Origin of the sequence: Mycetocola reblochoni REB411 (genome assembly GCF_900163835.1) — a bacterium.
Lineage (GTDB): Bacteria > Actinomycetota > Actinomycetes > Actinomycetales > Microbacteriaceae > Mycetocola_B > Mycetocola_B reblochoni.
Genome location: NZ_FUKR01000017.1, coordinates 36,139 through 57,192 on the forward strand (window position 1 = coordinate 36,139; position 21,054 = coordinate 57,192).

19 protein-coding genes are annotated in these 21,054 nt (G+C 72.2%); 8 read left to right on the forward strand and 11 right to left on the reverse strand.

Annotated elements, in window-relative coordinates:
* Positions 1–4 precede the first annotated feature (4 nt).
* The 5 genes from FM119_RS02760 to FM119_RS02780 form a co-directional block, all read right to left on the reverse strand.
* Entirely contained in the window at positions 5–355 is a 351-nt protein-coding gene (locus FM119_RS02760; protein WP_087136168.1) for a hypothetical protein, read from the reverse strand.
* A complete protein-coding gene (locus FM119_RS02765) occupies positions 352–945 on the reverse strand; it encodes a hypothetical protein (RefSeq protein ID WP_087136169.1) in 594 nt (197 codons plus the stop codon). Before FM119_RS02765 ends, FM119_RS02760 begins: the two co-directional genes overlap by 4 nt.
* Positions 942–1,490 carry an RNA polymerase sigma factor gene (locus FM119_RS02770; protein WP_087136170.1) on the reverse strand — a complete coding sequence of 183 codons (549 nt, stop codon included), beginning with the start codon at positions 1,488–1,490 and terminating at the stop codon, positions 942–944. The genes FM119_RS02765 and FM119_RS02770 overlap by 4 nt, the downstream gene beginning before the upstream one ends.
* Positions 1,491–1,551: 61 nt before the next feature.
* Positions 1,552–3,237, reverse strand: a complete 1,686-nt coding sequence (locus FM119_RS02775; RefSeq protein WP_087136171.1) for a cholesterol oxidase substrate-binding domain-containing protein — start codon at positions 3,235–3,237, stop codon at positions 1,552–1,554.
* A gap of 119 nt (positions 3,238–3,356) precedes the next feature.
* A complete protein-coding gene (locus tag FM119_RS02780) occupies positions 3,357–3,845 on the reverse strand; it encodes a hypothetical protein (RefSeq protein ID WP_087136172.1) in 489 nt (162 codons plus the stop codon).
* 258 nt (positions 3,846–4,103) lie between these two features.
* Here FM119_RS02780 and FM119_RS02785 point away from each other — a divergent pair, with 258 nt between their 5' ends.
* Positions 4,104–4,961, forward strand: coding sequence for an exodeoxyribonuclease III (locus tag FM119_RS02785; RefSeq protein ID WP_087136173.1), 858 nt, complete (start codon positions 4,104–4,106; stop codon positions 4,959–4,961).
* A 25-nt stretch (positions 4,962–4,986) separates the two neighbouring features.
* On the opposite strand, the gene FM119_RS02790 is transcribed toward FM119_RS02785, so the two are convergent.
* On the reverse strand, positions 4,987–5,907 hold the full coding sequence (locus tag FM119_RS02790; protein WP_087136174.1) for an AEC family transporter: 921 nt from the start codon (positions 5,905–5,907) through the stop codon (positions 4,987–4,989).
* 127 nt (positions 5,908–6,034) lie between these two features.
* Between FM119_RS02790 and FM119_RS02795 the strand changes: the two genes are divergently transcribed.
* The gene (locus FM119_RS02795; RefSeq protein ID WP_087136175.1) at positions 6,035–6,415 is read left to right on the forward strand and encodes a hypothetical protein; all 381 of its coding nucleotides are present in this window, start codon (positions 6,035–6,037) and stop codon (positions 6,413–6,415) included.
* 18 nt (positions 6,416–6,433) lie between these two features.
* Here FM119_RS02795 and FM119_RS02800 read toward each other — a convergent pair whose 3' ends face one another.
* Positions 6,434–6,898 carry a hypothetical protein gene (locus FM119_RS02800; RefSeq protein ID WP_087136176.1) on the reverse strand — a complete coding sequence of 155 codons (465 nt, stop codon included), beginning with the start codon at positions 6,896–6,898 and terminating at the stop codon, positions 6,434–6,436.
* 164 nt (positions 6,899–7,062) lie between these two features.
* Between FM119_RS02800 and FM119_RS02805 the strand changes: the two genes are divergently transcribed.
* The 4 genes from FM119_RS02805 to ald all read left to right on the forward strand — a co-directional run bounded on the left by FM119_RS02805 (position 7,063) and on the right by ald (position 12,229).
* Complete coding sequence (locus FM119_RS02805) at positions 7,063–7,653, forward strand: nitroreductase family protein (RefSeq protein ID WP_087136177.1); 591 nt, start codon at positions 7,063–7,065, stop codon at positions 7,651–7,653.
* 18 nt (positions 7,654–7,671) lie between these two features.
* Complete coding sequence (gene ybaK, locus FM119_RS02810) at positions 7,672–8,166, forward strand: Cys-tRNA(Pro) deacylase (protein ID WP_087136178.1); 495 nt, start codon at positions 7,672–7,674, stop codon at positions 8,164–8,166.
* A gap of 290 nt (positions 8,167–8,456) precedes the next feature.
* Complete coding sequence (locus FM119_RS13800; protein ID WP_276327854.1) at positions 8,457–10,895, forward strand: S8 family serine peptidase; 2,439 nt, start codon at positions 8,457–8,459, stop codon at positions 10,893–10,895.
* A 209-nt stretch (positions 10,896–11,104) separates the two neighbouring features.
* Complete coding sequence (gene ald / locus FM119_RS02820) at positions 11,105–12,229, forward strand: alanine dehydrogenase (protein WP_087136179.1); 1,125 nt, start codon at positions 11,105–11,107, stop codon at positions 12,227–12,229.
* A gap of 12 nt (positions 12,230–12,241) precedes the next feature.
* On the opposite strand, the gene FM119_RS02825 is transcribed toward ald, so the two are convergent.
* Together FM119_RS02825 and FM119_RS02830 are read right to left on the reverse strand one after the other, a co-directional pair.
* Positions 12,242–13,744 (reverse strand): amino acid permease, encoded by a 1,503-nt coding sequence (locus FM119_RS02825; protein ID WP_245827219.1) that lies wholly within the window; start codon positions 13,742–13,744, stop codon positions 12,242–12,244.
* 245 nt (positions 13,745–13,989) lie between these two features.
* On the reverse strand, positions 13,990–15,387 hold the full coding sequence (locus FM119_RS02830) for a xylulokinase (protein ID WP_087136180.1): 1,398 nt from the start codon (positions 15,385–15,387) through the stop codon (positions 13,990–13,992).
* A gap of 465 nt (positions 15,388–15,852) precedes the next feature.
* On the opposite strand from FM119_RS02830, the gene FM119_RS13985 reads away from it, so the two are divergent.
* Both FM119_RS13985 and FM119_RS02840 read left to right on the forward strand, forming a co-directional pair.
* Positions 15,853–17,319, forward strand: a complete 1,467-nt coding sequence (locus tag FM119_RS13985) for a sodium:proton exchanger (protein WP_087136181.1) — start codon at positions 15,853–15,855, stop codon at positions 17,317–17,319.
* Positions 17,316–18,032, forward strand: a complete 717-nt coding sequence (locus FM119_RS02840) for a metal-dependent transcriptional regulator (RefSeq protein WP_087136182.1) — start codon at positions 17,316–17,318, stop codon at positions 18,030–18,032. The genes FM119_RS13985 and FM119_RS02840 overlap by 4 nt, the downstream gene beginning before the upstream one ends.
* A 123-nt stretch (positions 18,033–18,155) precedes the next feature.
* Here the strand turns inward: FM119_RS02840 and FM119_RS02845 are convergent, their stop codons facing one another.
* The gene (locus tag FM119_RS02845) at positions 18,156–18,683 is read right to left on the reverse strand and encodes a GNAT family N-acetyltransferase (protein WP_245827215.1); all 528 of its coding nucleotides are present in this window, start codon (positions 18,681–18,683) and stop codon (positions 18,156–18,158) included.
* A complete protein-coding gene (locus FM119_RS02850) occupies positions 18,676–20,859 on the reverse strand; it encodes an ATP-dependent Clp protease ATP-binding subunit (RefSeq protein WP_087136183.1) in 2,184 nt (727 codons plus the stop codon). Before FM119_RS02850 ends, FM119_RS02845 begins: the two co-directional genes overlap by 8 nt.
* Between the last annotated feature and the right edge of the window lie 195 nt (positions 20,860–21,054).

The following is a 21,054-nucleotide window of genomic DNA, read 5'->3' on the forward strand; positions in this document are numbered from 1 at the left end:
GAGGTCAGCCCGCGGAAAACAGCCCCTCAGCGACGTCGACGATGCGAACCGTGACCTCCGGCGTGCCGTCCTCCCCGCCGCGGAGTCCGGGGAGCCCCGCGACGACCTCCGCCACGAGCGCGGCGGCGGCGGGGGCGCTGTGCCCCGCGATGGCCACGTCGACGGCGATCCGCCAGCGGCCCTCCGCCCGCTCCACGACCGCGTTCGGAACGGGGTCGCGTCCGGACAGCCCTGCCCCGATGCGACCGAGCGACCGCCCCCGCGGCCGGGTCCTCACCCCGTCGATCCCGTCCACCGCGGCGTCAACCGTGGCGGCGAGGCCCGCGAACTCCGCGGGGTCACGATCCTGAGTCATGCGCCGTCCTCCCTCGAATGCTCCGACCTGCCGCCGACGTGCACCTCGTCGACCCTGATGTCGACCCGCTCAGGGACCCGGCCGAGGTGCTCGCTCACGGTGTCCTGGACGATGCGCCTGAGCGCCGCCGTCGCCGCCGGTGCAGCGGTCGGCCACACCAGGGCCACGCGCAGGGACACCGTGACCGGTGAGTCGCTGGCATCGAGCTCGCCCTCGAACACGCACCGCTCGACGATGAGCCCCGGCACCCGCGCGCCTGCGGCCTGACGGATCGCCCCGCGCAGCGCGCCCTCCGTGATGACCCTGGCCTTGCCGACGTCCAACGGCAGGTCCCTGCCCGATCGCGATTCGAGCGCGATCTGGCTGAGAACGCCGGCGAACCAGTTCTGCGAGGGCTCGGGCAGCGCATCGGCCTCGGAGGCGATGAGCCGGGCGCCGAGGTCGCGCAGGTGCGCCATCTCGCGCATCAGCCGGCTCGCCTCGGGGGACTCCTCGATGGTGGCGTCGTACGGGGCACGGCCGGAGTCGAGGTAGGCGCTGATGCGCTCCACGTCGACCTCGTCGTCCCGCAGGGGCCGTTCCTCGCTCATCGCCAAACCTCCACCTCGTGTACCAGGGTCGCACGTGCCCTGGCCAGACGGCCACGGACCACGGCGGCGGTGACGCCGAGCTCGGCGGCGATCTCCTCGTAGCTGAGCCCGCCGAGCTCCCGCATCGCCCACACCTCTCGTTGGGCGGAGGGCAGCGCCTCGAGGGCCGCGGAGAGACGCTGCAGGCCCTCACCGGCGATGGCGCGACGCTCGGGGTCGTCACGCTCCGGGGATGGGACCTGGTCGTCGATCGGCGTGTCCTCGACGCGGCGGCTGCGGATGAGGTCGATGCTCCGGTTGGACACGATCCGCCGCATCCACGCCTTGAAGCGGTCGGGCTCGTTCAGGGAGTCCAGCCTGCGCCAGGCGGTGATGAACGCGGCCTGCACCACGTCGTCGGCGTCCGCCCGTGACCCCGTCAGGCGGATGGCGTACGCACGGAGGTAGCCGGCGTGCCGCCGCAGCAGCACGGCGAAGGCCCGCTCGTCCCCGTCTATCGACATCTGCGCAAGGACGCCGTCGCTGAGCTCATCCCGAGCTTCCATTGCTCCCCCTCGACCCCAGGTTGCCATCATTCGATCCCGATGACGACCCCCCGTCGGCGCGTCATCCCGGCATGAGCCGGTCGAGCAACGGAGAGCTGAACACCCGATCAGGATCATAACGCGAGAGGGTGCGGACGGCCGAGCCCCACTCCGGGAAGAGCGCGGGCGTTTCGGCGATGACGTCGTCGTCCGTCCACGACCCGTCCGCCGTCGTGGCCCACCGCTTCGCCCACTCCGGCCGGGCGACGCCGAGGTCCGCGTAGTCCGTGCGGAGCGACGCCTCCAGCTCCTCGAAGAAGGCGTATTCGTGCGGCGTCCCCGGCAGGGTGAGCGCGTCGAGCCACACCACGGTGTCGAGCTCGGGACGACCGGCAACGGGGGCGGCCGCGGACAGGGAGGGGGCCACCGCACCCCTGATGCCGACCGCCGCCGGGTCGTCCACCCCGGTCACGCGGATCTCGACGCAACTGTTGAGGGGGTACTGGCGCCGATCGCGATAGCGCGCGAGCGCCGCGGTCATCCACTCGGAGAAGCGGTGCACGACCTCCTGCACGTCCGCACGGGCGACGATGATCGCGTGCGACCCGGCGCTGACCCGCAGCGTGGTCGGCTTGACGAAGTTGAGGAAGTCCTTCGCCGGGCCCCACATGTCACGCGCGAGGGCCGCGGTCAGGCCGGCCCGCGTCGCCGTGATGACCGCGGCGCCGAACGCGGGCGCGACCCAGTCCTGCCCGGAGACGAGTCGTCCGAGCAGCTGCGGCACGGGGTCGGGCAGGTTGTCGGCGAAGAGGTAGTTGTACGGCCCCCGCGTCCGCCGCGAGGTCCAGGGCTTGTCCGGGGTGACGTCCCACCGCTGCACCCAGGGGTGGTCGGTGAAGGTGTACCAGATCAGGCCGACCCGGCCGGCGGAGTCGAGCAGGGCGGACAGGCTGCGGTCCCCGGCGACCCGCGGCGAGGCGAAGAGCTCCCGCGTGGGGATGTCGGTGTAGTTGCGGCAGCGCAGCGAGTAGGCGGGCATCACCTGGAGCGTCACCTCGAGCACGAAGGCACGGCCCAGATGGGCGAGGAACGGCGCGATATCGGGGTCGTTGCGCTCGAAACGCTTCGCACGGTACTCGCCGCGCCCGGCGTCCCACACCGCGGCCGTCAGCGTGACGACGAGGTTGCTCATCGTCCCCATGTTCTGGTTGGCCTCGGGGCTCTCACCCGCGGCGAGGACGCCGGTCCCGTGCGCGTTGACGGCGAGCACGCCGCCGACGGTGACGTCGCCCGGCGCCGGCGTCGCGGCGATCGAGTAGCCGTTGGCGTTCAGGTAGCCCAGCACCGCGTCCATGCGCGCCCCGGCCTCCACCCTCAGCCGGCCCGCGCGGGGGATGCTCATCGCGGTCAGGTGCGCCGTCGTGTCGACGAGGATCACCCTGGCGGTCTTCCGCGTTCCCGGCTCGACGGTGACCGGCGACCAGGAGTGCCGGTACCCGCGGGCCCTGACGGTGTATCCGGCGGCGTGCGCCCAGTTGACGACCGCGAGCACCTGCGCCTGGTTGCGGGGAACGCAGGTCCAGAGCGGGTCGGTCGAGACGACGCCGTCCCAGTTCTTGTACACCTCCCGCCTGACGGTGATCCCCGACGGGAATCCGGGGAGCACGTCGGCGGCGATCGCCGGCGTCTCCACTCCGACGACGGCTGCGGTGCCGACGGCGGCTATCCCCGCACCGATGAGGGTGCGGCGGCTGAGGTCCTTGGTCATGTGTGGTCCTTCTCTGCGGGTGCGACGGGTGCGTCAGGCTCGGCGGTGCCGCGTATCTCGGCGGGACCGGCACGAAGAGGTGCCCACCCCGTCACGATGACGGGGCGGGCACCGCGGGGTCAGCTGCGCGAGCTGAACGGGTTGACGCCGACCCTGTCCAGGACGCCGCAGCCGGTGACGACGCTGAGCGCCGTCGCGGGCAGGTGGAACAGGCCGTCACTGATCGCGTAGGCGGGGATCTGGAGGATGGCCCTGTTCAGCAGCGCCAGCGTCGTCAGCGGGGTGTCCTTGCCGGTGGCGAGCCGCTCCAGCGTCTTCGCGTTCTTCGAGATGTACTTCTGGATGTCGCGGCCGTGGTCCGAGAAGTTGACGTTCAGCCACGAGGCGACCGCGAGCGGTCCTTTGCAGAGCGGGATGACGCGCGTGGACTCCTTGTGGCTCGGCGACCACTCCCCGTCGCCGAAGGTCGCCGACTGCACACTGACGGCCGGGGCTGCCTGGGCCTGCGCGGGCGCGACCGCGACACCGGTGACGGCGAGGGCGGCGATCGTTCCGGCGATGACCGCCCTGCGTCCGCGGCGGACGCGGCTGGTGGTGTTCTCTGACATGTTTCCCCCTGGATGTGATGGTGTCCCCGAGGCGCGACGAACACCGCCGTCTCTGGCGGTGCGGTGCGGATCGGGGCGGGACTGAGCATTCCCGTGGAGTGAGAGTAGGGCCGTCGTCGGCCGCCGCGTCGGCTCGGTGTGGACAGGGATGGGCAGTTGCGGATAGCGGATGGGAAGCGCGATGGGCAGCGCGGTGGACGACCCCGGTGGACCGGGCGGTGGAGAGCGCGACGGACGCCCGCCGCTAGGCTGAAACGCATGCGCATCGCCACCTGGAACGTGAACTCCGCCCGCGCCCGCGTCGAGCGGATCGTCGACTTCCTCGTCCGGGACGACATCGACGTCCTGGCGATGCAGGAGATCAAGTGCAGGGACGACCAGTTCCCCCACGAACGCTTCACCGCGGCCGGCTACGAGGTCGTCACGCACGGCCTCAACCAGTGGAACGGCGTCGCGATCGCCTCACGGCTGCCCATCGACGAGACCGCGATCGGCTTCCCCGGCATGCCCGGCTTCGGCGAGCCGGGGGCGAAGGCCCCCGCAGGCGCCGACCCGGAGGGCCGCCCCCTGGAGGCGAGGGCGATGCGGGCGACCGTCGACGGGATCGAGATCTGGAGCCTGTACGTCCCGAACGGCCGCAGCCTCGACCACGACCACTACCGGTACAAGCTCGCCTGGCTCGACGCGCTGCGGGCCCACACGGAGCAGCGCCTGGCCGATGCCCCGGAGGTGCCGCTCGCGCTGACCGGCGACTGGAACGTCGCGCCGACCGACGCCGACATGGGCGATCCCAGCTTCGGCCCCGGATCGACGCACGTGTCCGCGCCCGAGCGGGAGGCCTTCGCCGCGTTCACGCGCGCGGGGCTCAGCGACGTGGTCCGCCCCCTCGTACCCGAGGGCTACACCTTCTGGGACTACACGCAGCTGCGCTTCCCGCGCGACGAGGGGATGCGCATCGACTTCATCCTCGGCTCGGACGCCTTCGCCCGCCTCGTCGAGGGCGCCCAGATCGCCAGGGACGAGCGCAAGGGCGACGGCCCGAGCGACCACGTCCCCGTCGTCGTCGATATCGCCGGGGACGAGGACGAGGACGACCGGCCGATGATCTTCGGCTGAGCCCGACGGCTCAGCGGGTTTTCACTCAGTTCAGCAGCACCGACACCAGCAGAAGCACGGGGACCGAGGCGACGGTCGACAGCAGGACGACGTCGCGGGCGAGTGTCTCGCCGCGTTCGTAGCGGCTGGCGAAGTTGAACACGTTCTGCGCGGTCGGCAGGGCGGCAAGGGCGACCACGGCGAACAGCTCGTGGCCGGTCATCCCGAAGCCGTAGGCCGCGATCAGGTACGCGGTCGCCGGCATCACGACCACCTTCAGCACCGTGGCCACCGCGATCTGGGGTCGCCCGCTCCCCGCCCCGAACGGCCGCTGCCCGCGCAGCGACATCCCGAACGCCATGAGCACCATCGGGATCGCGGCGCCGCCGATCAGCTCGAACGGCGCGTAGACGGCGTCCGGCAGCTGCACACCGCTGAACGCGACGAGCACGCCGAGGAGAGACGCGATGATGATCGGGTTGCGGACGGGCTGGAGCAGGATGTCCTTCAGCGAGGCGGAGCCGCGGGTCGAGGTGTCGAGCACGGCCAGGCTGACCGGCGAGAACAGCAGCAGCTGGATGAGCAGCACCGGCGCGACCAGCTGCGCGTCGCCGAGCACGTAGACGGCGACGGGCAGGCCGATGTTGTTCGAGTTGACGTAGCCGCTCGCGGTCGCCCCGATCACCGACTCGGGGACCGGCATCCGCCAGACGAACCGGGCCAGGAGCAGGTACACGAGGATCATGGCCACCGCGCTGATCAGGGCGACCAGCAGGTGCGAGGAGAACAGCTGCCTGAGGTCAGCGTGCGCGAGCACCGTGAACAGCAGCGCGGGGTTGGTGACGAAGAAGGCGACGCGGTTGAGCACGTACCCGGCGCTCGGCCCGCCGATCCCGAGCACGGCGATCAGGTACCCGACGGCGATCACCGTCGCGATGATCCCGAAACCGACCAGAACTCCGCCCACCCGTCAAGCCTAGCGGCGGCTGTGAGCGGCGGCCCCGGCTTGTGACCCGCCGTATCCCACTGGGAAGATGACTGCGGCGTCTCGCCCCCGGATTCCCCGCGGAGCCGCCACGAAGGAGTCCCGTTCCATGCAGTTCCCCGTCCTGACCACCCGCGGCCAGCGCACCACAGACGTCGTCCTGACGCTGCTGGTGATCTTCGTGACCATCGGGGTGACCGGCGTGGGCGCCTACGCCTCGATGTTCATCGGGATCAACACCGCCGGCTGCGACATCAGCGGCGACTGCATCGGGTTCCTCGTCATCGTGGGCTGGCTGGGCGGCCTGCTCATCCCCCCGCTGCTCGCTGCCGCGGGGATCGTGTTCTGCTTCCGCCTCTTCTATACCCGGCGCCGGGCGGTGACGCTGTCGCTGCTCGTGCTGCTGGCCGTGACCGTGCTCTGGCTCGCCCTGGCGCTCATCGTTCAGCTGGGCATCCCCGGCTTCTCCCTGCGCGACCTGCTGCCCTGACCGTGACGGCGGCGGCCGTCACGCGCAGAAGCGGCCGCGCCAGGCGACGACGACGAACGCCACGTTGACGACGATCATCGCGGCGATGAACACCACGCCGACGATCGCGCCCGCGCCGACCATCACGGGGATGCTCGGGATGGCGGCCAGCACGGCGAGCACGGCGAGCACGCCGCCGAGAAGCCGCCCCAGCCGCGCGTCCCCGCGCAGCAGCACGATCACGATCGCGTACAGGACGACCGTCACCGCGATGAGCAGCACCGTCCAGACGGCGAGCGCCCCGCTCGGCCCCTCGCCGCGGAAGTAGGGGGTCAGTGTCCCGCCGCCGTGGCCCCTGAGCCCCGCCGTCGCCCTGACCAGCTCGATGACGAGCGACAGCGCGGCCAGCACGGTCAGCCACGCGGTCCCCGGGGTCGTGCCGGGTCCGCCCGCTGTGGTCGGTGCGGTGCGGGTCTGGGCTGCGGGGGCGGTGGTGTCGGTCATGACTCCAGGGTAGTTCCGTTCGCCGTCGTCGCACGCGGTCCCCTCTCGCAGGCACCCGCGACGGCACCGGCATCCTGGGGCTTGGGCGGGCCGGGGTGGAGGACGTAAAATCGTCCCTGCGGTCAATGAGGACCGGCCCCCACCGACATCCAGAGAAGAGCACCATGTCCTCGACCAGCACCGTCGACCGCACCGCGCCCACAGCGCACGAGATCCTCCCTGTCCTCGCCGAGCGCTGGAGCCCCCGCGCGCTCGACGGCGACCGCGTCATCGACGAGGACAGTCTCTCGGCCGCGCTGGAGGCCGCGCGTTGGTCGCCGAGCGCCTTCAACATCCAGCCGTGGCGCTTCATCGTCGGCCGGCGCGGGACGGCGACCTTCGACACGATCTTCGGCACGCTGGCGGAGTTCAACCAGGGTTGGGCAGCGAACGCCGGCGCTCTCGTCCTCACGATCGCCCAGGTCGTCGACGACAACGGCCGTCCCAACCCGACCGCCTCGTACGACCTCGGCCAGGCCGTCGCCCACCTGAGCATCCAGGCGCACGCAGGGGGGCTCGTCGTCCACCAGATGACCGGTTTCGATGCCGCTGCCGCTGCCAACTCTTTCGGGCTGCCCGACTCGCTCGTCCCGGTCAGCGTCGTCGCGCTCGGCCACCTCGGCGAGGCGGACCAGCTGAACGATCAACTGCGGGAGCGCGAGGTCGCTCCGCGGGTGCGCCGTCCCCTCGCCGACACCATCATCGTCTCCGAGTAGCGGACGGGACCGCGCCGGATGGGTCGACGGACGCCGACGGGGACGCCGGCGCTCGCGGCCCTGACCGCGGCGGGCACGCCGCACCGCGTCCACGAGTACCGTCACGACCCGGCGAGCGCTCTGAGCTTCGGCGCGGAGGCGGCGGCCGCACTCGGCGTGGACCCCGCCCTCGTGTTCAAGACGCTGATCGCTGCGGCGGACGGGGCGCTCGTCGTCGCCGTGGTGCCCGTCCTGGGCAGCCTCGATCTGAAGGCGCTCGCCCACGCGGTGGGCGCCAAGCGCGCGGAGCTCGCCGACCCGGCCAGAGCCGAGCGGAGCAGTGGCTACGTCCGCGGCGGCATCTCCCCGATCGGCCAGCGGACGCCGCTGCCCACGGTCATCGACGACAGCGCCAACGGGGTGCCGAGCGTGTTCGTGTCCGCGGGGCGTCGCGGCCAGGACGTCGAGCTGGCCGCGGACGACCTCGCCGCGCTCACCTCGGCCGTTTTCGCGCCGATCGCCCGCCGGGGCTGAGCGGCCGGAGGGGCCGAGCAGCCCGAGGAGGAGGCGGCCGAGGGACCGAGGAGCGAGTGGCCGCGAAACCGTGCGGCCCGACGACTGAGCGCCCGAGCAGCCGTGCGCACTCGGCGGCGCCACCCGTGCCCTGCACCCGCCCCCCGGCACCCCCGAACAGGTCATGCGCGCGCGTTATATCACCCCCGAGCGGGGACTTGCGTGCCCCGAAACAATTCACATGAACGCAACACCAACCTCATAGGCTTCGAGATGTTTCGACAATTGAGAGAATGAGAGTGGGCTCCGCAATGAAGCGATTAAACGAACGGGCGTGGGGCGTGTGCCTCGGCGGACTCGTGGTCGGTGCACTGGCGTTCGCGCCGCAGACGGCACTGGCGGCGACTCCGACCGCGGGCGGCACGACGACCACAGCCGGCACGACGACGCCGGCCGCGGCGACCGCGTCCGAGCTGGCCGTCGCCGACGCCGAGGGCGCGTACAACTACGTCGTCCTCGGCGCACCCGGCGAGGCGGCCACCGGCCTGGTCGCCGAGGCGGTCGCGGCCGCGGGCGGCGTGGTGCTCACCGCGCACCCGGCCATCGGTGTGACGGTGGCGCAGTCGGCGAGCGGGGACTTCCTCGCGACGATCAGGGCGGCCGACGCGGTCGAGTCCGCCGGTCCGACGCGGTCGGTGCCGGTCAACGACGCCGAGGTCGTCGCCGGAGGGCTGGCCGCGATCGGGCAGCCGGGAAGCGAGACCGCACTGGCAGCCGACCCCGGCGAGACGGCGCAGTGGGACATGACCTCGATCGGCGCGCTCGCCGCGCACGAGGTCAGCACAGGCAGCAGGGACGTCGTCGTCGGCGTTCTCGACTCCGGCATCGAGGACACGCACCCCGACCTCGCCACCCAGGTGGACCCGGCGCTCTCCGCCGGCTGTGCCGTCAACGGCGTCGTCAACACCGAGCGCGCGAGCTGGATCCCCACGGCGAGCGACCACGGGACGCACGTCGCCGGCACGATCGCCGCCGCGCAGAACGGTGAGGGCATCGTCGGGGTCGCCCCCGACACGACGCTCGCCTCCGTCAAGGTCGTGAACGACGACGGCTACATCTACCCCGAGTACGCGGTCTGCGGCTTCATGTGGGCGGCGGAGCACGGCTTCGACGTCACCAACAACAGCTACTACGTCGACCCGTGGGAGTTCTGGTGCCAGACCGACGACACCCAGGCGGCCGGCTTCGAGGCCGTCCGTCGTGCGGTCGCGTACTCGGAGGGCGAGGGCGTGCTCAACGTCGCCGCCGCCGGCAACTCCAACTACGACCTGGCCAACAAGACCACGGACAGCACCAGCCCGAACGACGTGCCCGAGGACGAGTTCATCACGGATCGCCCGGTGAGCGAGGGGTGCTACGACATCCCGACCGAGCTGGACGGCGTCGTGACGGTCGCGTCGGTGGCGCAGAACGCCGAGGGCGTCATCAGCCGCTCGTCGTTCTCCAATTACGGTGAGGGCGTCATCGACATCGCCGCCCCCGGCTCGCGCATCCTCAGCACCGTCGTCGGCGGCGGCTACGGCCTGAAGAGCGGAACGTCCATGGCGTCGCCCCACGTGGCCGGCGTCGCGGCGCTGTTGAAATCGGTTCACCCCGACGCCGGCCCGGAGGCGCTGCGCCAGTACCTCGCGGAGCAGGCCACGCCGCTCGCCTGCCCGGCGGATGCGGGTGCCGCCTGCGCCGATGAGGACGGCTCGCCCTTCTACGGCGCGGGCCTGGTGAACGCGTTCGCCGCCGTCACCGAGGGCGTCGTCGCCGAGCCGACCGCCGCGGCCGACCGGGAGAACGTCGCCGCGGGCTCACCGTTCACCGTGCTCGCGGCGAACCTCACCGCCGACAGCGACACCACGCTGACCGACGCGGAGGGCACCGTCCTTGCGACCGGCCGGACGGACTCGTCCGGCTCGGTGAGCCTGTCCGGTGTGCTGCCCCTGACGACGGCGACGGGGAGTGCGACGCTCACCGTCACGGACGGCGCGGGGCGCAGCGCAACGGTGACGATCACCGTGACCGCCGCCCTCGCCGCGCCGACCGTCACCGCGCCGACCGACGGGCAGACGCTCGACGACGGCACGGTCACCGTCACGGGAACGGCCGAGCCCGGTGCGGAGGTGACCGTCGTGATCAACGGCGTGCCCTCCGGTCAGGAGTCCGGGGCGAGGTCGGGGCTGCAGTCGACCGCCGTGGCGGCGGGCGAGCAGGCCGACCCCGTCGAGGTCGACCCCGAGACGGGCGAGGCCACCGTCGTCGTGCAGGCGGACGCCGAGGACGGCTCGTTCAGCGCGGAGGTGTCCGCTCCGGACGGGGACTACACCCTGACCGTCTCGCAGCGGCTGGCGGACGGCACCCTCTCGGCGACGAGCGAGCCGATCGCCTTCACGGTCGCGGTCGCGGAGGTCGAGCCCACCACTCCGCCGAGCGAGGGCGGTTCCGACGCCGATGGGGACGACGGCTCGACCGACGGCTCCGGTGACGCGAGCGGCTCCGGCTCCGCCGACGGCACGGCCTCCCCGGCCCCCGCCGGCGCGGGGTCGTCCGCCGGCTCCGGCAGCGGCGAGGGCTCGTCCGCATCCGGATCGCTCGCGACGACCGGCGCCGAGCCGCTGACCGCCGCGGTGCTGGCGGCGCTGCTGCTCGCGGCAGGCCTGGCCGGTGCCCTCCGGTCGCGCTCGCTGCGACGGGACGGCTGATCCCCGGAGGCCATGCCTCCTCTGCATGACCGGCTCCGCCCGGGGGACGCACTCCCCCGGGCGGAGCCGTTTCCGCACGCCGTCCCCACCCGCGCCCGACGGGGTGCGCGGGCGGACCGCTCCTGCGAGGATGGTGCCATCATCCGAGAGGCGCAGCGCGGCGCCACACGACGGTGCCCGTCGCGCCCTCCCGTACCCAGGAGGTCGCCATGATCGTCGCCATCCCGACGGAACTGAAGAACAACGAGGGGCGCGTGGGGGTCACACCTGCCGGAGCGCAGGAGCTCGTCACGCGGGGCCACCACGTCGTCGTGCAGAGCGGAGCGGGCGACGCCGCCGGATTCGGCGACGACGACTACCGTTCCGCGGGCGCGCAGATCCTCAGCGATGTGGACCGGCTCTGGGCCGAAGCGGACGTCGTCGTCAAAGTGAAGGAGCCCCAGCCGGCCGAGTACCGCCGGCTCAGGCCGGGGCTGGTCCTGTTCGCGTACCTGCACCTCGCGGCGGAGCCGGAGCTCGCAGCCGCACTGCAGCGCAGCGGCACGACTGCGATCGCCTACGAGACGGTCAGGGGCGGGGACGGCTCGCTGCCTTTGCTCGCACCGATGAGCGCGGTGGCCGGCCGGCTGGCCACGATCACCGGAGCCTCGCTACTGCTGTCGCCGTCCGGCGGTCGCGGGGTGCTCATGGGCGGGGTCGCGGGCACGGCCGCGGCGGAGGTCGTCGTCATCGGCGGGGGGATCGCCGGGGAGCAGGCCGCCGCCGGGGCGCTCGGGCTCGGCGCCTCCGTCACGGTGGTGGACAGGGACCTCGCCCGGCTGAGGCAGCTGGCCGCCCGATTCGACGGACGTGTCGCGACGCGTGCGTCCTCGAGCCGTGCGATCGCGGAGCAGGTCCGGCGGGCGGACCTGCTGATCGGCTCAGCGCTGATCCCCGGTGCACGGGCCCCGAAGCTCGTCACCGACGCGATGGTCGCCTCCATGCGCCCCGGAGCGGTCGTCGTCGACATCGCCGTCGACCAGGGGGGCTGCGTCGAGGGGTCACGGCCGACCACGCACGACGACCCCAGTTACCTGCGCCACGGCGTCGTGTTCTCCTGCGTGAGCAACATGCCAGGGGCGGTGCCGGTGACGGCCACACAGGCGCTGAGCGACGCGACGCTTCCGCCGCTGCTGAGCATCGCCGACCACGGCTGGCGCGGAGCGGCCGCGCGCGACGGCGGCCTGGCCCAGGGCATCGCCGTCCACGACGGGCGGCTCGTCGACCCGGCGGCCGCCGGGGCCCTCGGGGAGGAACCGCTCCGTCTGGCGGATGTGCTGTCGCGGACGGACTGACCCCCGGCGCCGCTACTCCGGGCGCCCGCGCTCGCTTGCCCAGCCGGGGCGCTCGGCGACAACGGGCACCGCTCCGGTGTGGCCGTCCCGCGCGGCAGCGATCGCGTGGATCCTCCGGCGGCAGCCGAACCACCCGCCGACGAGGAGCGGAACGATCACGAGGAGGGAGGCGAGGATCCAGCGCCCCGTGTCGGAGAAGGCCATCGAGACGAGCACGCTCACGAGGAACCCGAGCGTCAGCCACGAGGTGACCGGAGCACCCCACAGCCGGAAGGCCGGGCGCTGCAGCCGCCCGGCCGCCGCCCAGCGCTGCAGCTTCATCTGGCAGAGGATGATCGTGCCCCACGCACCGATGATGCCGATCGCGGACAGCTCCAGCACGATGTTGAACGCGTCGGACGGCCAGAGCGCGTTGATGGCGACACCGCCGAGCGCGACGACGGCCGTGAGGACGATGCCGCCCGCAGGGACCCCGTTGCGGTTGAGCCGGGCGGTGAACGTCGGCGCGGCACCGCTGAGGGCCATGGAGCGGAGGATGCGTCCGGTCGAGTACAGGCCCGCGTTGAGGCTCGACAGAGCGGCGGTGAGCACGACGAGGTTCATCACCGAGCTGGACACCGCGTCGGCCCCCTCGATGCCGATGTGGGTGAAGAAGGTGACGAACGGCGACTCGTCACCACGGTAGGCCCAGTACGGCAGCAGCAGACACAGCAGCACCACCGAGCCGACGTAGAACAGCACGATGCGCAGGAACACGGTGTTGATGGCGCGCGGGATCTGCCGCCTGGGGTCCTTCGTCTCGCCCGCCGCGGTGCCGACGAGCTCGATGCCGGTGTAGGCGAAGACCACGCCGGTGAAGGCGACCACGATCGGCAGGGCACCCAGCGGGGCCATGCCGCCGTTCTCGGCGATGAGGTGGATCCCGGTGTCGCCGACGTCCGTGCGGCCGACGGCGATGAGGAACGACACCCCGACGACGAGGAACGCCAGCAGCGCCCCGACCTTGATCGCCGCGAACCAGAACTCCAGCTCGCCGAACAGCTTGACGGAGACGAGGTTGAACACGAGGACGACGACGAGCGCGGCGAGCGCGATGCACCACTGCGGCACACCGTTCAGCCAGGGGATGGCGGGGGCCCAGAACCGGACGTACAGCGCGGCGGCGGTGACGTCGACGATGGCGATCATCGCCCAGTTGCCGAAGTACAGCCAGCCGGAGACGAACGCCATCTTCTCGCCGTAGAACTCACGCGCGTAGGAGACGAAGGACCCGGACGAGGGCCGGTGCAGCACGAGCTCCCCGAGCGCCCTGAGGATGAAGAACGCGAATAGCCCGCAGACGGCGTAGAGGATGATCAGGCTCGGGCCCGCGCTGGCGAGCCGTCCGCCCGCTCCCATGAACAGCCCGGTGCCGATCGCGCCGCCGATGGCGATCATCTGGATCTGGCGGGGGCCGAGCGCCTTGCGGTAGCCGGCGTCCTCGACCGCGGCTGCCGTGTCGAGCGCCCCGTCCACGGCGGACGCCTGCTCGTCTCCGTCCGTCGCCGACGCGCCGCCGTCGCGGGCGGCCCGCGTGGCAGGTGTTCCGGGGGTCTGCTCTGGTCCGCTCACGGGCCTCCTTCGCGGTCGGTCCGACACGAGGACGGACGGTCGCACCGCACGGGGGGGGGTTCAGGCGGCGTAACGCGAGGTTACGGCGTGCGCGCCTCCGACCGCGGGACCGACGTGCGGTTTATGAGGAAGAGTGCCCGATCCGGTGCTCAGCTCGGCGCCCTGGCGGCGTACTGCTCCCTGATCACCGGGAACGGCCTCGGCTCGATGGTGGCGACCGTGTCGATCGGCCACCCCGGACGCGAGCCGGTCAACGCCCAGGCCGCCTGCCGCGCCGCGCCGTCGGCGACGTACTCCCCCGGAGCGGGGACGACGACAGGGATGTCGAACACGCGGGAGGCGATCTCCCGCACGGCGGGATTGAGTGCCGCACCACCGATCAGCAGGAGCCGCCGCGCGTCGACCCCGAGCGCCCTGTGCGCGTCGAGCGCGTCCGCGAGACCGCAGAGCATGCCCTCGATCGCGGCCCGTGCCAGCCCGGGGCGGGTGAAGGAGGCGCGCGTCATGCCGAAGAGGGTGGCCGTCGCCTCCGGCAGGTTCGGCGTGCGCTCGCCGTCGAAGTACGGCTGCAGCACCAGCCCGCTGGCGCCCGGCTCCGCCTCGAGCGCGAGATCGCCGAGGTCGGCGACGTCGACGCCGAGCACGAGCGCTGTCTGATCGAGCACGCGGGCGGCGTTGAGTGTCGCGGAGAGCGGCAGGAACCCTCCCGCCGCGTCGGCGAGGCCCGCAGCGATGCCGCTCGGGTCGATGACGGGGGCGTCGGCGACGGAGAACACCGTCCCCGAGGTCCCGATCGAGACGACCACGTCGCCGGTGTCGGCGTCGAGTCCGAGCGCGGCTCCGGCGTTGTCGCCCGCGCCCGCGCCGACGCGAGCCCCTGACGGCGTCCTCCCCGCCGTCTCGTCCGGGCCGAGCACGGTGGGCAGGACCGCGTCGTGGCCGAGCGCGGCGATAAGCAGCTCGTGGTCGTACCGCCCGGTGCGCGGGGACCAGTAGCCCGTGCCCGAGGCGTCCGATCGGTCGGTGGTGAGCTCCTCCAGCACGGGGCCACGGGCGGACTCCCCCTCGGGGCCGTACCCCCTGAGCCGCCAGCTCAGCCAGTCGTGCGGCAGCGCGACGGCGGCGACCCGCGCCGCGTTGTCCGGCTCCGCGTCGCGCAGCCAGCGCAGCTTCGTGATCGTGAACGATGCGACCGGCACGAGCCCGGTCCGCTCGGCGAGCACCTCCGCGCCGAACTCCCTCACCAGGTCCCTCGCGGCGTCGGCGCTCCTGGTGTCGTTCCAGAGCAGCGCGTCCCTGATCACCCGGCCTCCCTCGTCCAGCACGACCATGCCGTGCTGCTGCGCGGCGACCGACACCGCGGCGACGTCGTCGAGACCCCCCGCGGCACGGACGGCGTGCTGCAGGGCGTCCCACCAGCGGGCGGGGTCGACCTCGGTGCCGTCCGGATGGGGCGCGCGCCCCTCCCTGAGCAGGCGTCCGGTCGCGGCGTCGCGCACGACGACCTTGCAGCTCTGGGTGGACGAGTCGATTCCGGCGACGAGCATGAGTTCTCCTGTGTGCCGGGGGTGGCCCCGGGTCGTGACCGTGGACGGTGGGAGGGCCGGGCGTGTCGACGCCGACCCTCCCAGTCTGCCCGAGTCGGGCCGAGGGGGCGCCCCTCGACGCGCTCAGCCGCGGGCGCCGAGCAGGTGCTCGATGGGAGTGGGCGCTCGGGCTTCGACGATCTGCTCCTACCGAGCCCTGGCGGCACCGTTCGACCGGACACCCGTCCGACAGTGTGACGAGTCACACATCCCCGTGTCCGTCGACACACCCGCACCCCTGCTGTCAGCGTTGTCGGCGAAGGGGAGTAGTTCCTCCGCCGGTCACCCGGCACAGCGGCGGCGTCGACACACTGGCTGATCACGGAGATCGCCCGGCGCGCCACCCCGCTCGCCGGGGCGAACGAGACCTTCGGCCATGCGGCGTGGCCGGAGTCCCCTCCGGCCGCGCACGACGGAAGGATCATCGTGCCCCGGCCCCCCGCCCGGCTCACCCGGTTCGGGCTCTGCCTTGCCGTCGCCGCGCCCGCCCTGACGCTGCGCCTCAGCGGGACCGCGGTCCACCCGGTGCTGGCGATGCTGGTCTTCGGCGCCGCCGTCGTCGCGGCGTCGTTCCTGCTGGCCTGGGCCGCCGAGGCCGCGCAGAAGGACATCTCGGGAGCGTTGGCGGTCGCGCTCCTGGCGCTCATCGCGGTCCTGCCGGAATATGCGGTCGATCTGTTCTACGCCTTCCGCGCGGGCAGCGATCCCGCCTACGAGCAGTTCGCCGCGGCCAACATGACCGGCTCCAACCGACTGCTGCTCGGCTTCGGCTGGCCGCTCGTCGTCCTCATCGCCATCGCCGTCGCCGTCACGGCTGAGCGCGGACGCCGGACGACGGCCGCCGTATCGGCCGCACGCGAGGGCGCTGTCACGAGCGGACGTGCGGGCATCAGCACAGGCACAGGCACAGGCACAGGCACAGGCACAGGCGACGCCACCTCACCGCGCGGCGGACGGCGCGCCCGCCCCCTCGCCCCCCGCGGGAGAGCGCTCGAGCTGCCGCGCTCGGCCCGACTCGACATCGGCTTCCTCGCCCTGCTGTCGGTTCTCGCCTTCGTGATCCCCGCCCTGGGGTCGATCCCCATCTGGTTCGGCGTGGTCCTCATCGCCGTGTTCGGCCTCTACCTGTGGCGTGCGGGGACCGAGAGCGACGACGACGAGGAGGAGTTCGTCGGAGCCGCCGCGCTCATCGCCGGGCTGGACCGCCGTACCAGGCGCGTGACCGTGACCGGCCTGTTCGTCGTCGCCGCGACCATCATCCTGCTCTCCGCCGAGCCGTTCGCCGAGGCGCTCGTCGAATCGGGCGGGTCCCTCGGCATCAGCAGCTACGTGCTCGTGCAGTGGCTTGCGCCACTGGCCTCGGAGGCGCCGGAGTTCATCATCGCGGTCCTCTTCGCCTTGAGGGGGCGCGGGGCCCTGGCGCTCGTGACCCTCATCGCGTCGAAGATCAACCAGTGGAGCCTCCTGGTCGGTTCCCTGCCGATCGCCCACGCGCTCGGCGGCGGCACCGGCGGCGCGCTCCCCCTGGACGGGCGGCAGGTGGAGGAGTTCGTCCTGACCGCTACCCAGACCCTGCTCGGCGTTGCGATCCTGCTCTCGCTGCGGTTCCCCCGGTGGGCAGCGATCTGCCTACTCGGTCTCTTCGCCGTCCAGTTCGTCGTGACCGGCGAGGCGGGCAGGTATGTGCTGAGCGCGATCCACCTCGTGCTCGCGGCGATCCTCCTGGTCCGCGGCCGCGCGGGCGTCCTCCCCGCCCTGAGGGCGGCGGCGGGACGGCCGGAGCCGACGGGGGCGATCCGCGGGCCGGGGACCGGCTCGGGACGGAGGATCGACTCGGGACCGGGGTCCGCATCGGACGACCCGCAGAACCCGACCGTAGAATCGACGCGATGAGCTCACTGCGCGCCAGCCGGGTCGTCGAGGACTATCTCGCCCGCATCTGGAAGAACGAGGAATGGGGCGACACGACCACGACCGCCGGTCTCGCCTCCTCCGTCGGCGTCACCCCATCGACCGTCAGCGCGACGCTGAAGAAGCTCGCCCGCGACGGCCACATCGACTACGCCCCGTACGGCTCAGTGACGCTGACCGACGCCGGCCGCCGCATCGCCGTGCAGGTCGTCCGGCGGCACCGTATCCTCGAGGCCTACCTCGTCGACGCGCTCGGCCTCGGGTGGCACGAAGTTCACCAGGAGGCCGACGCCCTCGAGCATGCGGTGTCCGAGGCCGTCCTCGAGCGCATGATGGATGTCCTCGGCCAGCCGGACAGGGACCCCCACGGCGACCCCATCCCCGACAGCTCCGGGCGCGTGGAGGCCCCCCGCCCGCGGCGTCTCAGCATCCTCGGTGTCGGCGAGAGCGGCGTCGTGGACAGGGTCAGCGACCGGCAGCCGGAGCTGCTGCCCTACCTGCACGACCGGGGTCTCGTGCGGGGCACGCGCGTCGAGGTGGTGTGGCGCAGCGACGCAACCGGTCTCCTCGGTGTCCGCCGCGTGGTCGCCCTCCCCGTCGCGGACCCCGCCCTCGCGGCGGTTGAGGTGGCGGGTGGGGCGCCGTACGACATCCCCCTCGCCGTGGCGACCGCCGTCGGCGTCTGTCAGCCCTGAGCCACGCGGCCGCCGGCACGGCACGCCGGGCGCCGGCTCCTCTGGGCGCGAGGGCGGTCGGACGGACGGGAGGATGAATGAATCGCCCCGCGCCGAATGCACGGGCCAGTCGGGGGCTCGGTCTCACCGGGAGGGCAGGACCAGCCCCATCACGGTGCGCGTGATCCACGGATGCGCGTGGTCGTCGGCGATGTGTATCATCCCAAGCTTCTCCGCGACCCGACGCGATGCGACGTTGTCCGGGTGGATGATCGCCGTCAGCGTCTCGCCGGGGAACTCGCGCCGGGCGAGCTCCAGACAGGAGCGTGCGGCTTCGGTCGCGAGACCCTGCCCCTGGCGGGCGCGGACGAGGTGGTAGCCGATCTCGCGGACGGCGATGCCGTTGTACGACTGCCAGGTGATGCCGCAGTCTCCGAGGAACTCGCCGTCGTGCCCCTCGATGGCCCAGAGCGTGTGCCCGTGCTCCCGCTGGGAGACCGCGGTCCGCTCGATCCAGTCGGCCGTCTGCTCGCGCGTCTTCGGCTCCGGGTAGTAGGCCATCGCCTCCGGGTCGCCGAGGAGCGCCGCGAGCTCGTCCAGGTCTCCCTGGACGAGCTCGCGGAACCGCAGCCGAGCGGTCGGCGAGGGGCGCAGGCCCCGCGCGTCAGCCACCGAGGCCGTCGGCGGCCGGGTCCGCGGTCGCCACCCTGCCCACCGTGAGGGACTCCCCTGCGCCGTCGAGGTCGACGCGGACCGTGTCACCGTCGGTGATGCGCCCGGCGAGCAGCGCGGTCGCAAGGCGGTCGTCGATCTCCTTCTGCATGAGCCGGCGCAGCGGACGCGCCCCGTACACCGGGTCGTACCCGCGCTCGGCGAGCCAGGCCCTCGCGTCGGGCGTGACCGCGAGCTCGAGCCGGCGGTCGGAGAGCCGACGCTGCAGCCGGTCGATGTACAGCTCGACGATTTGGCCGAGGTCGTCCTGGCTGAGCGCGCTGAACACGACGATGTCGTCGAGCCGGTTCACGAACTCGGGCTTGAACGCCTGGCGGACGACCTGCTGCACCGCCTCCTCCTTCTGCTCCGGAGTGAGCGAGGCGTCGACAAGGTACTGCGAGCCCAGGTTGGAGGTCAGCACCAGGATGGTGTTGCGGAAGTCGACCGTGCGGCCCTGCCCGTCGGTGAGACGGCCGTCGTCGAGCACCTGCAGCAGGACGTCGAACACCTCCGGGTGGGCCTTCTCGACCTCGTCGAGCAGCACCACCGAGTATGGGCGCCGGCGAACCGCCTCCGTCAGCTGACCGCCGGCCTCGTAGCCGACGTACCCGGGAGGGGCGCCGACCAGTCGGGACACCGAGTGCTTCTCGCCGTACTCCGACATGTCGATGCGCACGAGGGCCTTCTCGTCGTCGAACAGGAAGTCGGCGAGGGCCTTCGCCAGCTCGGTCTTGCCGACGCCGGTCGGGCCGAGGAACAGGAACGAGCCGGTCGGCCGGTCGGGGTCGCTGATGCCCGCCCTGGTGCGTCGCACGGCGTCCGCGACCGCCTCGACGGCCTGGTCCTGACCGATGAGCCGGCGGTGCAGCTCGGACTCGAGGGCGAGGAGCTTCTCCGTCTCGCCCTGGAGCAGGCGTCCGACGGGGATGCCCGTCCACGCGGCGATGACCTCGGCGATGTCGTCGCTGGTCACCTGGTCGTTGACCATGGTCGGCTCAGAGTTCTCGGCCTTCTCCGCCTCGATGAGCTCCCGCTGGATCACGGGGATCTCGCCGTAGAGAAGCCGCGATGCCCGCTCGAGGTTGCCCTCACGCTGGGCACGCTCGGCCTCGCCGCGGAGCTGGTCGAGTCGGCCCTTGAGCTCGCCGACGCGGTTGAGCTGCGAGCGCTCGCGCTCCCAGCGCTGCTGCAGGCCGGCGAGTCGCTCTTCGCGCTCGGCGAGGGTGCTGCGCAGCGTGGCCAGCCGTTCCTTGGAGGCGTCGTCCTTCTCCTTCTTGAGCGCGAGCTCCTCCAGCTTGAGCCGGTCGACCCCGCGCCGGAGCTCGTCGATCTCGACCGGGGCCGAGTCGATCTCCATGCGCAGCCGGCTCGCCGCCTCGTCGATGAGGTCGATCGCCTTGTCCGGCAGCTGCCGCGAGGGGATGTATCTGTTGGACAGCGCGGCCGCGGCGACGAGCGCCGAGTCGGAGATCGCCACCTTGTGGTGGGCCTCGTAGCGCTCCTTGAGCCCGCGGAGGATCGCGATCGTGTCCTCGACGCTCGGCTCGCCGACGTACACCTGCTGGAAGCGGCGCTCCATGGCCGCGTCCTTCTCGATGTACTCACGGTACTCGTCGAGCGTGGTCGCGCCGATGAGCCTGAGCTCGCCGCGCGCGAGCATCGGCTTGAGCATGTTGGCGGCCGCGACGGAGCCCTCGCCACCCCCGGCACCCATGAGCGTGTGCAGCTCGTCGATGAAGGTGATCACCTCGCCCTCGGCGTCGTTGATCTCCTGGAGGACGGCCTTCAGCCGCTCCTCGAATTCGCCGCGGTACTTCGCCCCGGCGACGAGCGCGGCGAGGTCGAGCGAGACGAGCCGCTTGTCTTTGAGGGACTCGGCGACGTCGCCGGCGACGATGCGCTGGGCCAGTCCCTCGACGACGGCGGTCTTGCCGACGCCCGGCTCCCCGATGAGGACGGGGTTGTTCTTGGTCCGGCGCGTGAGGACCTGCGAGACGCGGCGGATCTCGGCGTCCCGTCCAATGACGGGGTCGAGCTTGCCGCTGCGGGCGATCTCGGTGAGGTCGACGCCGTACTGCTCGAGGGCGCTCATGGGCTCCTCCTGGGAGCTCGGAGCGCCTTGCATGTTGGCCATGTGTGCTCCTTCTCTGCATTGGTGTCGGCTCGAACGGCGATGGCGCACCTCGAACCAAACTTGAGTCGATGTGACTCAAGTTTAGCGCTGCCGAGCTCGTTTTGGTAGCGCTGTCACTCGATGTTCACCACCGTCCCGCCACCGCCGGGAAGCGACGCGGTCCAGGCGGGCGACGGGTCGTCTGCGGGCTCGGAC